Here is a 14,303-nt window from a genome sequence, read left to right as displayed (position 1 = left end):
CAAAGCCTGGGTATCCGGCAGGTGTCACATCTGCAGCGGATCGGCATAGCCGGTGAGCTCGAGATAGCCGCTGCCGCCCGCCGTGCGGACCGCACCTTCCCAGTATACGGGCATGCCGCTGCGGCGGGCATCGAGCTCCTGATCGGCGAACAGCGGATCGAGGCGGAAGCGGCGGACGCCTTCGGGGAGGCGGACGGTGAGGCGTTGCGTCACGGGGTAGAGCGCCCCGGTGCGCGGCGAACGCCACTGGCGGAGCGGATCGAACCGGACGTCGGCGGGCGCGAACCGGACGACGCGGCCATCCGCGCGGCGCAGCGATCCGCCCGCCCAGAGCGGCTTGCCGTCGCGGCCACGTATGCGGAACGCCATCAGCGCTCCCCCGTCGTCGAGATTGAGCCCGGTCCAGTCCCAGCCGACCGCGCCGCCGCCGAGATAGTCGGACGACCATTCCCGGTCGAGCCACGCCTGTCCGGTGACGCGTTGCCGTGTGCCGTGCCGCACCAGCTGCCCCGCCACCGCGAGATGCGGGATCGAGTAGTAATAGCTCGCCTGTTCGGGCTTCGGGCCCTTCTGGCTGTAACCCGCCTTGCCCTGGAGCAGGGGCGGCTGGCGCGGTGTCAACGTAAGCGTCAGCGCGAAATTGCCGGTGGTGACGGTGGTCGAGAACCGTCCGTCGGGTCGCCTGCGGATATGCCAGTCCTTGAGCGTGACGTCGGTATCGCCGATGCGCGCCTGGGCCAGGCCGAATCCCGCCCGTGCCGCCCGCTCCCCGTGCAGCAGATGGCCGAGCTTCGGGTCGGAGAGCGCTGCGTGCGCGAACAGGATCTGCTTGGGGGCAAAGCGGCTGGGGTTCGCCGCGTCGGTGCCCGGGGTGGTCCGGAAGAAGGTGATCTGGAAGCCGAGGTTGCGACCCTCCTGCGTCTTCAGCAGACCGGTGACATACCACCATTCGGTGCGGAATGCCGGGTGCGCACCATGTTCGCGCGGGAAGGTGAAGGAGGCGCCCGGACGGACGACGGGATAGCCGGTCGCGGCCGGCGTCGCGGCGGTCAGCGCCAGCGCTGCAAACGTAAACACGGGGCGCATCACCAGTCCTCCCTGACCATGCGGACCGCATCGGCGGCGATCGCGCGCCGGCCGGCGAGCACCGCGGTACCCGCCGCCGCAACGATCAGCGCAAGCGCTACCCCGCCGACGCTGCCCCAGGGTATGCGCGTCGCCATGGTCCAGTTGAACGACTGCGGATTGATCACATGGACGAGCACCTGTGCCATCACTCCGCCGAGCGTGATCCCGGCGATACCCCCGACGAGACCGAGCAATGCCCCCTCGGTCGCCAGCATCGCGACGATCTGCCGCTTTGCGACGCCGATATGCCGGAGCATGCCGAATTCACGCGTGCGGGCGATCGTCTGCGCGGACATGGTCGCGGCGACGCCGGCCAGCCCGACAAGGATCGCGACCCCCTCGAGCAGATAGGTGACGGCGAAACTGCGATCGAAGAGTTCGAGGGCATAGCGGCGCAGGGTGGCCGGGCGCGCGATCGAGACGAGGCTGGTCAGCGCCGGGGGCGCCGCCGCGGTCAGCGCGCGCTCGACGGTGCGCGGATCCGCGCCGCGGGCAAGCGTGATCGCCGCCTCGGTCCGCGTGCGGTCGCCGGTGGCGCGCGTATAGTCGGTGTCGCGGACGATGATCGCGCCCTGCTGGCGGGCATAGTCGCGCCAGATCCCTGCGACGACGTACCGGCCGGCGATCGGCAGCGTGACGCTGTCGTCGACCGACCAGCCATAGAGCCGCGCGGCGGGCTCCGAGATCCAGATCGGCGCGGTGCCGGCGGGGCGGGCGCGTCCGCTTGCGAGCAGCACGAGGCTCGGGTCGGGGCCATCGGTCTCAACCGGGCGTGCGATCAGCGAGACGGGTGGCCGGTCCGGCGCGAGCGTCAGCGGGATCTGCCGGCTATAGGCGATCGCTGCGATGCCGGCCACGGCGCGCAACCGGGCCTGCGCCGCGGGATCGAGCCCGGTGCCACCCTCGACCCGGAGATAGAGATCGTCCGAGAGGACCTGACCCAGCCATTCGTCGACCGCGCCGCGAAAGCTGGTGACCATCACCGCCATCGCGATCATCAGCGCGGTGCTCGCGACGATCCCGCACAGCGCGGTGGCGGCCTGGGCGGGGGCACCGTGGAGGTGGCGGATGGCGAGGTCGACGGGGACGGACCGCCCGGCACCGCGGCTGAGCGGCGCGAGCAGCGTGCGCGCGAGCCAGGGCATGCCGGCGATGCCGCCTGCGAGTATCAGCGCCATGCTCGCAAACCCGAACAGGGGCAGGCCGCCGATCGCCGGGAGCAGCGCCGCGCCACCACCGAGCAGGATCAGGATGGCCGCGGGGCGGACGGGCATGGGGGTCCGGGGGTCGATGACGTCGCCGGCGTTGCGCAGCGCCGCGGCGGGGGCGGCACGCGCCGCGATCCGCGCCGGCAGGACGCTGCCCGCGACCGCTGCCAGCAGGCCGAGCGCGAAGAAGCCGATCGCGGCAGCGGGCGCGAAGGCCAGCCGCACGCGGCCATCGGCGAAATAGCCTGCGCCGAGGTCCGCGCCGAACCGGGCGAGCGCGGCATAGGCCAGCGCATAGCCGAGCAGCAGACCGAGCGCGGCGCCGATCACGCCGATCGCCAGCCCCTCCAGCGCGACGGTCGCGACGATCCCGTTGCGCGGCAGGCCGAGCGTGCGGACGAGCGCAAAGGCCCGCAACCGGCGGGCCACCGACAGCGACTGCGCGGAAAAGACGAGGAACCCGCCGGTCAGCAATGCGACCAGCGCGAGCATGTCGAGATTGACGCGGTACGCGCGGGACAGCGCGTCGCTGCGGGTCGCATCACTGGCGTCGCTGCCGATCGCCGCGTCGCGCGGAAGGATAGTGGCAAGGCGTGGAGGGGCGGCGCCGTCCTGCTGTTTCACGTCGATCCGGTCGAGGCGGCCGAGCCGGTCGAAGCGCCACTGCGCCGCGGCGATGTCGATCACGCCGATCGCCTCGCCCTCGGCTACTCCCGGCAACCGGCCTGCGACGCGCATCGTCGCGGTGCGCCCGTTCGCGGTGACGATGAGCATCGCGCCGGGACGGGCATTCACGGTGCGCATCGCCGCGGCGGACAGATAGAGCGCGGCGTCGTCGAACGCCGCGTCGCCACGGCGGTCGATGCCGGCGGGGGCGACGCCCACAAGTGACGGCGTGACCTGTGCCGCGCGGATCACGTCGAGGCCGAGCAGGGTGACGGGCCGTTTCCCGATCGTCGCGCGCAGGATAACGACCGGGCTCGCGTCCGCGACTCCGGCCGCGGTCGCGACTCTGGGATAGAGCGCCTCGTCGAAGCCGAGCGGGCTGGTCGCGTTGACCTGAAGATCCGCGCTGCCCTTGACGGTGCGCAATGCGCCTTCGAACGACGACAGCGCCGATCCGTTGACGAGGTGGACCGCGAAGCCGAGTGCGACACCGATGGCGATCGCGATCGCGGTGAGGGCGAGCCGCGCGGGATGCGCGCGCCACTCGCCACCGATCATCCAGCCCAGCGCGAGCCGCGCCGACAGGATGCTCATCGCGCGCGTTCCAGCCCGTTTGCGGTCAGCGTCAGAACATCGTCGGCGATCGCGGCGGCCGCCGCCGAATGGGTGACGATGATCGCGGCGACGCCCTGTTCGCGAACCGCGTCGGAAAACAGCGTCAGGATCTTCGCAGCGGTGTCGGGGTCGAGATTGCCCGTCGGCTCGTCGGCGAGGATCAGCGCGGGACGATGGATGAGCGCGCGCGCGATCGCGACGCGCTGCAGCTCGCCGCCCGACAGGTCGCGCGCATAGCCGTCGCCGCGGGTGCCGAGCCCGACCCGGGCGAGCATCGCCTGCGCCTGGTCGGCGATCACGCGACGGTCGGTCGACACGAGCGCGAGCGGAAGCGCGACGTTCTGGCGAAGGGTCAGATAGGGCAGGACGTGAAAGGCCTGGAACACGAACCCGATCCGCGTCGCGCGCAACCGCGTCAGCGCGGCCTCGTCGAGCGTGTCGAGGATCGTGTCCTCGATCGCGACATGCCCTGCATCGGGCGCATCGAGCCCGGCGAGGATGTTGAGCAGCGTCGATTTGCCGACGCCACTTTCGCCGACGATCGCGATCAGCTGGCCGGCGCGCGCGGTGAGGTCGAGCCCGCGGAAGAGCTGGCGGCCGCCGGGGACCGACTTTTCGAGCGCGGTGACGCGGAGCAGGGCGCGGTCTTGCATGGGCGGCTCATGCCACGGCGCGGGGCCGGGGGACAGCGTGGCGGTGTTGCTATGGGTTGTCTTGGGGGCTGGTTTTTGTGGGGGTGTGGCTGCGAAGGGGTGAGCTTTGGGTTGGCCGATGCCGCGTGCTCCCGCGGCGCCCTTAATAGCGCCTCCCCGGCGGAGGCCGGGGTCCAGTTGGAGAGGTGGGAGTAACGAAAGGCGACGCCTGCCATAACCGTCCCCCAACTGGGCCCCGGCCTTCGCCGGGGAGGTGTCTTTGGGTAGGCATGCGCGTCTTTACTGGGCGTTGGAACAGACCAGCGCCGCGGCGAAGCCGCGGCGTCGGACGGGGCTTTTGGCCCCGCCGGCCGGGCCTGACGCTGGTCCGCGCCGGAGCTTGCGCTCCGGCTTGGGCGTCAGGCCGCGAACTGGTTCATCGTGTTGTGGACGCCGCCGGCCTTCAGCGCCGCCTCACCCGCGAAATACTCCTTGTGGTCGTCGCCCAGGTCGGAGCCCGACATGTTCTGGTGCTTCACGCAGGCGATGCCCTCGCGGATTTCCTTGCGCTGGACGCCCTTTACATAGCCGAGCATCCCTGCATCGCCGAAATACTCCTTGGCGAGATTGTCGGTTGAGAGCGCCGCGGTGTGATAGGTCGGCAGCGTGATCAGGTGATGGAAGATGCCGGCGCGCTTTGCCGAATCCGCCTGGAAGGTGCGGATGCGTTCGTCAGCCTCGTCGCCGAGCGGCGTGCCGTCATACTCGACACTCATCAGGCGCGTCCGGTCATAGGCCGACACGTCGCGGCCGGCTTCGCTCCACGCATCAAACACCTGCTGGCGGAAGTTCAGCGTCCAGTTGAAGCTGGGCGAGTTGTTGTAGACGAGCTTTGCATTGGGCACGACCTTGCGGATGCGGTCGACCATGCCGGCAATCTGTTCGATGTGCGGCTTCTCGGTCTCGATCCAGAGCAGGTCGGCGCCCTTCTGCAGGCTCGCAATGCAGTCCATCACACAGCGATCCTCGCCGCTGCCGGCGCGGAACTGGAACAGGTTCGAGGGCAGGCGCTTCGGGCGGAGCAGCTTGCCGTCGCGGTTGAGGATGACGTCGCCATTCTGCGCGGTCGCGGGGTCGATCTCCTCGCAATCCAGATACGAGTTGTACTGGTCACCGAGATCGCCGGGCGTCTTGCTGACCGCGATCTGCTTGGTGAGGCCAGCGCCGAGCGAGTCGGTGCGCGTGACGATGATGCCGTCCTCAACGCCGAGCTCGAGGAAGGCGTAACGGCAGGCACGGACCTTGGCGAGAAAGTCCTCGTGCGGGACGGTGACCTTGCCGTCCTGATGGCCGCACTGCTTCTCGTCGCTGACCTGGTTCTCGATCTGGAGTGCGCAGGCCCCCGCCTCGATCATCTTGCGCGCGAGCAGGTATGTCGCCTCGGCATTGCCGAAGCCTGCGTCGATATCGGCGATGACGGGGACGACGTGAGTCTGGTGGTTCTCGATCGCGTTGAGCAGGCGCTTTTCCTCGATCGCGTTGCCCGCTTCGCGCGCAGTATCGACGTCGCGGAACAGCATGCCGAGCTCGCGCGCATCGGCCTGACGCAGGAAGGTGTAGAGCTCTTCGATCAGCGCGGGGACGCTCGTCTTCTCGTGCATCGACTGGTCGGGAAGGGGCCCGAATTCGCTCCGGAGCGCGGCAACCATCCAGCCTGAGAGATAGAGGTAACGGCGGTCGGTGGTGCCGAAATGCTTCTTGATGCTGATCATCTTCTGCTGCGCGATGAATCCGTGCCAGCAGCCGAGCGACTGGGTGTAGTTCGCCGGGTCGGCGTCATAGGCGGCCATGTCGCGACGCATGATCCCCGCGGTGTAGCGGGCGATATCGAGACCCGAGCGGAAGCGGTTCTGTGCGCGCATCCGGGCGACCGATTCGGCGGAAATTCCGTCCCAGGTGCCGTTCCGCGCGGCGATCAGCTGGTCGATCTGGGTAAGGTCGGTCTGGAAGGTCATGCTGCATCCTCGTTCCGCATTTGATGACGGATCGGTACACAACATGACAACGAATCGCCCGGGTCGAACCGATGGCTACAGCGTCGCGCTGTCAAACTTCTGCGTCCGGCTGAGTCTCGTTGTCACGTTTGTGACAGCGCGCTGTTATGCCGTGGCGGCCTGCGCGGTGCCGGCGTCGTGTAGTGCCGGATCGAGCAGACCCTGCCGCTTGGCGACGATCGTCGGGACAAGCGCCTGCCCGGCAACGTTGACCGCGGTGCGGCCCATGTCGAGGATCGGGTCAATCGCGAGCAGCAGGCCTGCGCCCTCGAGCGGGAGGCCGAGCGTCGACAGCGTGAGCGTCAGCATGACGACCGCGCCAGTTAGCCCTGCGGTGGCGGACGACCCGAGCACGGACACGAGCACGATCAGCACATAGTCGGCGGCATGCAGCGGGATACCGTAATATTGCGCGACGAAGATCGCCGAGACCGCGGGGTAGATCGCGGCGCACCCGTCCATCTTGGTCGTGGCGGCGAGCGGTACGGCGAAGGCTGCATAGGTGCGGGGGACGCCGAGGCCGCGTTCGACGACATCCTCGGTCACCGGCAGCGCGGCGATCGACGAGCGCGACACGAAGCCGAGCTGGATTGCGGGCCAGGCAGCGGCGAAGAACCGCCGCGGGCTGAGCCCGTTGGCAAGCAGGAGCAATGGATAGACCACGAAAAGGACAATCGCGAGTCCGGCATAGACCGCGATGCTGAACGCGCCGAGCGCCGAGAGCGACTGCCAGCCATAGCGCACGATCGCGTTGCCGAGCAGCGCGCCCGTACCGATCGGCGTCAACCGTATCACCCAGCGCAGGATGCGGCGGAAAAGCGCGAGCGCCGATGCGTTGAAGGCGAGGAACGGCGCGCCCGCATCACCGATCCGGACCGCGGCGATTCCGATCGTGATCGCGATGACGATGATTTGCAGGACGTTAAACGACAGCGCGGTCCGCGCAGTCTCGTCGGTCAGCTTGGTCGACGCCTCGAGCCCGAGAATATTGGCAGGGACGAGCCCGCGCAGGAAGTCGAGCCACGACCCGGCGGTCGTCGGCGCGACCGCGCTGGCGGCACTGACCCCCGCGGTCACGCCGGGCTGGATCACCAGCGCAAGGACGATGCCGATCGACACCGCGATCAGCGCGGTGATTGCGAACCAGGCGAGCGTGCTGATGACCAGCCGCCGCGCATTGTCGAGATCGCGCAGCGCGGCGATCGACGCGATGATCGCGGTGAAGACGAGCGGGACGACAAGAGTTTTCAGCAACTGAACGAAGATCTCGCCGACGATGCGCAGCGTTTCCGCGAGGCCAGATCCCGCGCCGGTCCCGCGCGCGACGAAGCCGAGCGCGAGCCCGGCGATCATCCCGATCAGAACCTGTAATCCGAACGATCGCCGTAATGTCTGCATGGCCGCTGTCCCGTATGAACCGAACGAAATACAGCTTCTGCATGGTGCGGTGCAACGAAGACGCTGTCCTTGCCGGGATAGCCGAGCTTGTCGGTCGCGCGGCGCGCCAATCAGCGGATGATCGGGAATTCCTCGCGAAACCGGTCGACGAGCGTCTCGATCCGGTCGATGTCCTCAGCGCTGCCCGAGGGCGTGACCGACCAGTTGCAATGCGCGTGCGTGTCGGTCGAATAGACCCGGACCTCGCCGACCGCCATGCGCCAGCGACGCCGGTCGCCGAGATGGTCGCGGGTCAGCACGGTCACGAGCCGATCGCGCAATTCGCTGGCGGTCAGCATCGGGGTCCGAAACGGGTCATTGGGCAGGGCAGGTGGAGCAGCATGGGGCCGGCGATACCGCGCCCGTCGCGATGTGGCACCCCCCAAAGGGCGATCAGGTCGGATCGCTTTCCTCGGAAATCGAAACGACCGGCAGCGGGGCGCCCCCGCCAAGGACCGGGCCGGCATGTGCCGAACCGATATGAATGCGGACACCCGACGCCAGATGCACGCGTGGTGTTGCGGCGGAGGACTCAGATGGTGCCGACATCGCAGTCTCCACCCCCGGCATGGTCCGGCCGCGATGGACGGTGACGCCGGATCCCGCCGTACCGGGTTCGGTAGAGGTGTACGGGGACGCGGCGAGGATCGTATCGGGCGCCGCAACGCGGGTCGGTTCGACGCCCGCATAGGTCTGGCGGAAGCTCAGCGCGCGCTCCATCGCGCCGCGCCAGCGATAGAAGATATGCGCACCGACTGCGCCGACCCGGCTGAGGCTTGGCGCCCACCAGGGCAGGATCGAAGCGGCGTGGTAGGAGGTCGAGGCGCCGACCGGCGCGAAGACGCTGCCGTCGAACGCGGCGCGCGCGACCGATGCGGCCCTTGCCCAGGCGGCACCATCGCGGGGGTGGTTCATCGAACCGTCGCAGGTGAAGCTGAACTGGCAGCCGGTGCGCCGTGTCGACCCCTGATAGACGACGCCGCAGACGCTGTGCGGAAAGGCGCGATCGCGAACGCGGTTGAGCACGACCTGTGCGACGGCGCGCTGGCCATCGGTCGGTTCGGAGCGTGCCTCGTAATAGACCGCGGCGGTCAGGCAGGCGATTGCGCGCTGGCGGTCGTCGTCACTCTGCGCGGCGCCGGGAAAGGCGGGTGCTGCTGCAATGGCGCGCGGGGTGTCGTCGGCGGAGGCGGCAGAGGCTGCAAAGGCGCGGTCGAGCGGTTCGGCGGGCGCCTCGAGCGCGAGCCCGGCGAGCAGGCTGCGCGCTTCTGCTGCGTCGCGGACCGGGACGCTGGCCGTCGGTGCAGCCACGCGCGTCGACGGGGGAACGCACGAGGTACTGGCGGCGATCGCGGCGAAACCGAGCACTGTTCTCTTGAGCATGGGGTAAATCGCGCGTCGTGACAGGAAGCCTGCGCGTACCACCCGGATGTTAGATAGTGGTTAAGCCCCCGGCGTGGCACCAACGAGGCTCAGCCCGACCGCCTCGGCGACCTTGATGCCGTCGACGCCCGCAGAGAGGATGCCGCCGGCATAGCCCGCGCCCTCGCCGGCGGGGAACAGGCCGATCGTGTTCAGGCTCTGAAAATCGTCGCCGCGCGTGATCCGGACGGGGGACGAGGTACGCGTCTCGACGCCGGTCAGGACCGCGTCGGGGTGATCATAGCCGGGAATGTCGCGACCAAATACCGGCAGCGCCTCGCGCATCGCGGTGACCGCGAATTCGGGAAGGCATTCGGCGAGGTCGGTGAGGTGGACGCCGGGGCGGTAGGACGGGATGACCGTGCCGAGTGCGCTCGACGGGCGGCCGGCGAGGAAATCGCCGAGACGCTGCGCGGGGGCCTTATAATCGGATCCGCCCGCGACATAGGCGCGCGACTCCCAGTGGCGCTGCAATTCGATGCCCGCCAGTGGATTGCCGGGATAGTCACGCGCAGGGTCGATGCCGACGACGAGTCCCGAATTCGCGTTGCGCTCGTTGCGCGAATATTGGCTCATGCCGTTGGTGGCGACGCGGCCTTCCTCGGACGTCGCCGCGACGACGGTACCGCCCGGGCACATGCAGAAGCTGTAGACGGTGCGCCCGTTCGTGCAGTGATGCGACAGGCTGTACGCCGCTGCGCCGAGATCGGGGTGGCCGGCACAGGGGCCGAACCGCGCCTCGTCGATCCAGGATTGCGGATGTTCGATGCGCACGCCGATCGAGAAGGGCTTCGCCTCCAGGAATACGCCGCGATCGTGCAGCATGTGGAAGGTGTCGCGCGCACTGTGCCCCACCGCGAGCACGACATGATCCGCCTCGAGATAGTCGCCGGTATGCAGGTGCAGCCCGCGGATGCGGCGCGTGCCGTCCGCATCGACAGCGATGTCGAGATCGTCGACGCGGTGTTCGAAGCGATATTCGCCGCCGAGCGACTCGATCGTCGCGCGCATCGCCTCGACCATCGTCACCAGCCGGAACGTGCCGATATGCGGATGCGCCTCGGTCAGGATCTCGGGGGGAGCGCCCGCCTTGACGAACTCGGTGATGACCTTGCGACCGAGATGGCGCGGATCCTTGATCTGGCTCCACAGCTTGCCGTCGGAGAAGGTGCCGGCGCCGCCTTCGCCGAACTGGACGTTGGATTCAGGGTTCAGGACGTTGCGACGCCACAGGCCCCAGGTGTCCTTGGTGCGTTCGCGGACCAGCTTGCCGCGGTCGAGGATGATCGGGCGGAAGCCCATCTGCGCGAGGATGAGGCCGGCGAACAGGCCGCACGGCCCTGTTCCCACGACGACCGGGCGACGCGCGCCCGGCGTCTCGGGTGCCTTGGCGACGTGGCGATAGCCGGTATCGGGGGTCGTGTTGACGTGACGGTCCTTGCGGAACCGCGCGAGGATCGTCGCCTCGTTCTTCGCGGTGACGTCGATCGAATAGACGAGCTGGATGTCCATCTTGTCGCGCGCGTCATGCGCGCGCCGCGCGACGGTATAGCGGATCAGTTCGCGGGGGGTGATGCGCAGCCGCTTGCAGACCGCGGCGGGGATCGCTTCGTCGGCATGGTTGAGCGGCAGCTTGAGTTCGGTGATGCGGAGCATGGGGCCCTGTAACGCGGGCCGCGGGGTTTCGCCATGAGCTGTGGTATCGAAGCGCTGACCGTGCAGGCCTTGCCCTGGGACGGTCCGGACTGCACGGTATCGGCATCCGGCAACTAGGGAGCCAGCCGATCAACAGCGCCGTCGTCATCGCCGCGATGCTTGCCTATGGCACCGCGTTGTTCGGGATCGCCTGGGTCGTCGATCGGCGCGGGCTTTCGCCGCGCATGGCACGGATCGCCTATCCCTTGTCGCTGGCCGTCTATTGCAGCAGCTGGACGTTCTTCGGCGGCGTCGGCACCGCGGCGACGCGCGGCTGGGATTATCTGTCGATCTACCTCGGTCCGGCGCTGGTGTTCCTGCTCGCGCCGGGATTCTTGACCAAGCTCGTCCGGCTGGCGCGCGATGAAGGGTCGAGCTCGATCGCCGACTTCATCTCGGCGCGTTATGGTCGCAGCCGGAGTACCGCGGCGATCGTCGCGGGGACCGCGCTGGTCGCGTCGATCCCCTATATCGCGCTGCAGCTGCGATCGGTGACGCTCAGCTTCGGCGCGCTGGTCGGGATCGGCGGATCGGTGCTGGTCGGGCCGCTCGTCGCGCTGCTGCTGGCGACGTTCGCGATCAGCTTCGGCGCGCGACGCTATGAAGTGGCGGGGGGCAATACCGGCGTGGTCGCGGCGATCGCGGCGGAGTCGATGATCAAGCTGCTCTGCTTCGTGGCGCTGGGCGGATTCGCGCTGACGCTGCTTGCGACGATGCCGGCCGCGCGGATCACGCCGCCGCTGACCGGGTTCGTCGAGGGTTTCGCACCCGGCGCGCTGACCCCCGATTTCTTCGTACGTACGCTGTTATCCGCCTGCGCGATCCTCTGCCTGCCGCGTCAATTCTATGTCGGGATCCTCGAAGCGAGCGGCCCGGCGGCGGTGCGGCGCGCGCGCTGGCCGTTCATCGCCTATCTCGCGGTGATCTCGGTGATGGTCCTGCCGCTCGAGCTGGCGGGGCTGGCGGTGCTGCCCGCCGATACGCGACCCGACCTCTATGTGCTGGCGGTCCCGCTGGCGCGCGACAACGATCCGATGGCGCTGCTCGCGTTCATCGGCGGGTTCTCCGCCGCGACCGCGATGGTCGTCGCCGAGACGATCGCGCTGTCGACTATGGCGACCAACGACCTGCTGGCCCCATTACTGCTGCGGCGGCAGACCGATGGCGGGGAGGGCGATCTGGGGCGGCGGCTGCTGCGTGTCCGGCGCGTGATCATCGCCGGGATCGTCGCCGCGGCTTTGTGGTACGGCACGAGCATCGGCGACGAGCTGTCGCTCGCATCGATCGGGCTGATCGCGTTTGCCGGCGTCGCGCAGTTCGCGCCCGCGCTTATCGCCACCGTCGGCTGGGGCTTTGCCGATACCCGGGCGGCACGGGGTGGGTTGATCGGCGGCGTCGTCGTCTGGGCCTATTGCCTGTTGATGCCATCGGTATTGGGTGGTTTTGGCGCCAGTCTTGCGAAAGCGAGCGGCGGACTGCTCGACCCCGATGCGCTGATGCGGGTCGCGCTCGGGTCCCCGCTGGTCAACGGCACGGTGTGGAGCCTGGGCGTGAATATCGTGCTGATGGCGGGGCTGCACCTGTACGCGGCGCGGCGGCGGGTGTTCGGGGGGCGGCACAGTGTGCTGGATCACGTCACGACCTTTGGCGAGCTGAAGATCCTGGTCGCGCGCTTCGTCGGCGATGCCGAAGCCGCGGAGGGGCTGGACCCGCTGTCACGAGATCCGGGCGCGCCGATCGACGGACGCGCGGCCCGTCAGGCGGAACGGCTGATCGCGGGCGTGATCGGCGCTCCCTCGGCGCGGCTGATCGTGACGTCGAGCCTGGCGGGTTCGGCGATGGAGGTCGGCGACGTCGTCCGGCTGCTCGACCAGCGGGGGCGCAGCCTGCGCTTCTCACGGTCGCTGCTGTCGGCAACGCTTGAGACGATCGACCCGGGCGTCAGCGTGATCGACGCCAACCTGCGGCTGGTCGCGTGGAATCCGCGCTATGTCGAGATGTTCGACTATCCCGAGGACTATGTGATCGCCGGACGGCCGATTGCCGACTTGATCCGCTACAATGCCGAGCGCGGCGAATGCGGCCCGGGCGGCGTCGAAGCGCATGTATCGCGCAGGCTCGCGCATCTCGAACGCGGGCTTCCGCACAGTTTCGAGCGGCTTCGACCGTCCGGGCGGTGGATCAAGACAGTGGGTCAGGCAATGCCGGGCGGCGGCTATGTCCAGAGCTTCACCGACATCACAGCGGAGAAGACCGCGCAGGCGGAACTCGAGGCCCGGGTCGAGGCGCGGACGCATGATCTGGCCCAAACGAACACGATGCTCGACGAGGCGCGGCGGCATGCCGAGACCGCGACGCGCGACAAGACCCGGTTCCTTGCCGCGGCAAGCCATGACCTGCTCCAGCCGCTTCATGCCGCCCGGTTGTTCTGCGCGGCACTCGACGAGGGCAAGGCGCCGCACCAGGCCGACCTAGTCCGCGCGATCGATGGCGCGATCGGGTCGGCGGATACGCTGCTGCGGGCCTTGCTCGACGTGTCGCGGCTTGACGCGGGCGGGGTCGTGCCGAAGATCGAGCAGTTCGTGCTCGGGGACCTGATCGAGGAACTGGCCGCCGAGTTCCGGCCGCTTGCCGGCGAACGCGCGTTGATCCTCGCCTCGCACCCGGGGACGCACATCGTCGCCACCGACCGATCGCTGCTGCGCTCGATCCTGCAGAACTTCCTGTCGAATGCGGTGCGTTATACCCCGTCGGGGCGGATCTGGATCGGCGCGCGGCGGCGCGGCGGTGACGTCCTGGTCGAGGTGCGGGACAGCGGGCCGGGCATCGCGGCGGGTGACCGTGAACGGATCTTTGCCGAGTTCGAGCGGGTGGAGAGCAAGGGCAGCGCGGGCGGCGGTGTCGGGCTGGGGCTGGCGATCGTCCAGCGGATCGCGCAACTGCTCGACCTGCGGATCGAATTGCGGTCGCAGCCGGGTGCGGGGTCGACCTTCGCCGTTCGCGTTCCGCTGGCGGCGCATGCGACGCTGCCCGATCGTGCCAGGACGGCCCCGGTCCTGCGCGACCTGCCGCCGGGGCTGCGCGTCCTGTGCCTCGACAATGATGCCGCCATTCTCGCCGCGCTCGACGCGGCGCTCCGGTCGCGGCGCTGCGTCCCGCTGCTGGCGGCGACGATCGAGGAGGCGATGACGCTGGCGGCGGACGAGGAGCCCGACGTCGCACTGATCGATTTCCATCTCGAGGTGGCGCAGGACGGACTGGACGTTGCCGAACGCTTGTCGGCGATGGCGCCGGCGCCCGCGATCGCGCTGGTGACCGCGGACCGCAGCGCGGCGGACGATCCGCGCTGTGCGGGGATCACCGTGCTGAACAAGCCGGTGGTGCCAGGCGAGCTATGGGCATTCCTCGAACGCGCATCCGCGGCCGCGGCGGCGGTATGAGGCGCT

General features: G+C 69.0%; 9 protein-coding genes. 1 reads left to right on the top strand and 8 read right to left on the bottom strand.

The window, feature by feature from the left end:
• Positions 1-24 precede the first annotated feature (24 nt).
• The 8 genes from sphst_RS17440 to sphst_RS17405 form a co-directional block, all read right to left on the bottom strand.
• A complete protein-coding gene (locus sphst_RS17440; protein WP_107045890.1) occupies positions 25-1,086 on the bottom strand; it encodes a lipocalin-like domain-containing protein in 1,062 nt (353 codons plus the stop codon).
• Positions 1,086-3,596 (bottom strand): FtsX-like permease family protein, encoded by a 2,511-nt coding sequence (locus sphst_RS17435; RefSeq protein ID WP_107045889.1) that lies wholly within the window; start codon positions 3,594-3,596, stop codon positions 1,086-1,088. Before sphst_RS17435 ends, sphst_RS17440 begins: the two co-directional genes overlap by 1 nt.
• Positions 3,593-4,270 carry an ABC transporter ATP-binding protein gene (locus sphst_RS17430; protein WP_056407747.1) on the bottom strand — a complete coding sequence of 226 codons (678 nt, stop codon included), beginning with the start codon at positions 4,268-4,270 and terminating at the stop codon, positions 3,593-3,595. The genes sphst_RS17435 and sphst_RS17430 overlap by 4 nt, the downstream gene beginning before the upstream one ends.
• Positions 4,271-4,668: 398 nt before the next feature.
• A complete protein-coding gene (locus sphst_RS17425; protein WP_031395893.1) occupies positions 4,669-6,264 on the bottom strand; it encodes an isocitrate lyase in 1,596 nt (531 codons plus the stop codon).
• A 144-nt stretch (positions 6,265-6,408) separates the two neighbouring features.
• Positions 6,409-7,701 (bottom strand): dicarboxylate/amino acid:cation symporter, encoded by a 1,293-nt coding sequence (locus sphst_RS17420; RefSeq protein WP_056407749.1) that lies wholly within the window; start codon positions 7,699-7,701, stop codon positions 6,409-6,411.
• 110 nt (positions 7,702-7,811) lie between these two features.
• Positions 7,812-8,039: a hypothetical protein gene (locus sphst_RS17415; RefSeq protein WP_051916613.1), complete on the bottom strand. Its 228-nt coding sequence runs from the start codon at positions 8,037-8,039 to the stop codon at positions 7,812-7,814.
• A gap of 94 nt (positions 8,040-8,133) precedes the next feature.
• Complete coding sequence (locus sphst_RS17410) at positions 8,134-9,123, bottom strand: cell wall hydrolase (protein ID WP_107045888.1); 990 nt, start codon at positions 9,121-9,123, stop codon at positions 8,134-8,136.
• 60 nt (positions 9,124-9,183) lie between these two features.
• Positions 9,184-10,818 carry an NAD(P)/FAD-dependent oxidoreductase gene (locus tag sphst_RS17405; protein ID WP_031394954.1) on the bottom strand — a complete coding sequence of 545 codons (1,635 nt, stop codon included), beginning with the start codon at positions 10,816-10,818 and terminating at the stop codon, positions 9,184-9,186.
• 155 nt (positions 10,819-10,973) lie between these two features.
• On the opposite strand from sphst_RS17405, the gene sphst_RS17400 reads away from it, so the two are divergent.
• The gene (locus sphst_RS17400; RefSeq protein WP_107045887.1) at positions 10,974-14,297 is read left to right on the top strand and encodes a hybrid sensor histidine kinase/response regulator; all 3,324 of its coding nucleotides are present in this window, start codon (positions 10,974-10,976) and stop codon (positions 14,295-14,297) included.
• Positions 14,298-14,303: the final 6 nt, after the last annotated feature.

Origin of the sequence: Sphingomonas sp. STIS6.2 (assembly GCF_000732685.2) — a bacterium.
GTDB lineage: Bacteria > Pseudomonadota > Alphaproteobacteria > Sphingomonadales > Sphingomonadaceae > Sphingomonas > Sphingomonas aerolata.
The sequence above is the reverse complement of the archived record's forward strand: the minus strand, read 5'-3'. Positions and strand labels throughout refer to the sequence as shown.

Excerpts from the sequence above, each read along its gene's own strand:
- sphst_RS17410 (WP_107045888.1), bottom strand. The coding sequence starts at position 9,123 with ATGCTCAAGAGAACAGTGCTCGGTTTCGCCGCGATCGCCGCCAGTACC.
- sphst_RS17400 (WP_107045887.1), top strand. The coding sequence starts at position 10,974 with ATGCTTGCCTATGGCACCGCGTTGTTCGGGATCGCCTGGGTCGTCGAT.
- sphst_RS17435 (WP_107045889.1), bottom strand. The coding sequence starts at position 3,596 with ATGAGCATCCTGTCGGCGCGGCTCGCGCTGGGCTGGATGATCGGTGGC.
- sphst_RS17425 (WP_031395893.1), bottom strand. The coding sequence starts at position 6,264 with ATGACCTTCCAGACCGACCTTACCCAGATCGACCAGCTGATCGCCGCG.
- sphst_RS17440 (WP_107045890.1), bottom strand. The coding sequence starts at position 1,086 with ATGCGCCCCGTGTTTACGTTTGCAGCGCTGGCGCTGACCGCCGCGACG.
- sphst_RS17420 (WP_056407749.1), bottom strand. The coding sequence starts at position 7,701 with ATGCAGACATTACGGCGATCGTTCGGATTACAGGTTCTGATCGGGATG.
- sphst_RS17430 (WP_056407747.1), bottom strand. The coding sequence starts at position 4,270 with ATGCAAGACCGCGCCCTGCTCCGCGTCACCGCGCTCGAAAAGTCGGTC.
- sphst_RS17415 (WP_051916613.1), bottom strand. The coding sequence starts at position 8,039 with ATGCTGACCGCCAGCGAATTGCGCGATCGGCTCGTGACCGTGCTGACC.
- sphst_RS17405 (WP_031394954.1), bottom strand. The coding sequence starts at position 10,818 with ATGCTCCGCATCACCGAACTCAAGCTGCCGCTCAACCATGCCGACGAA.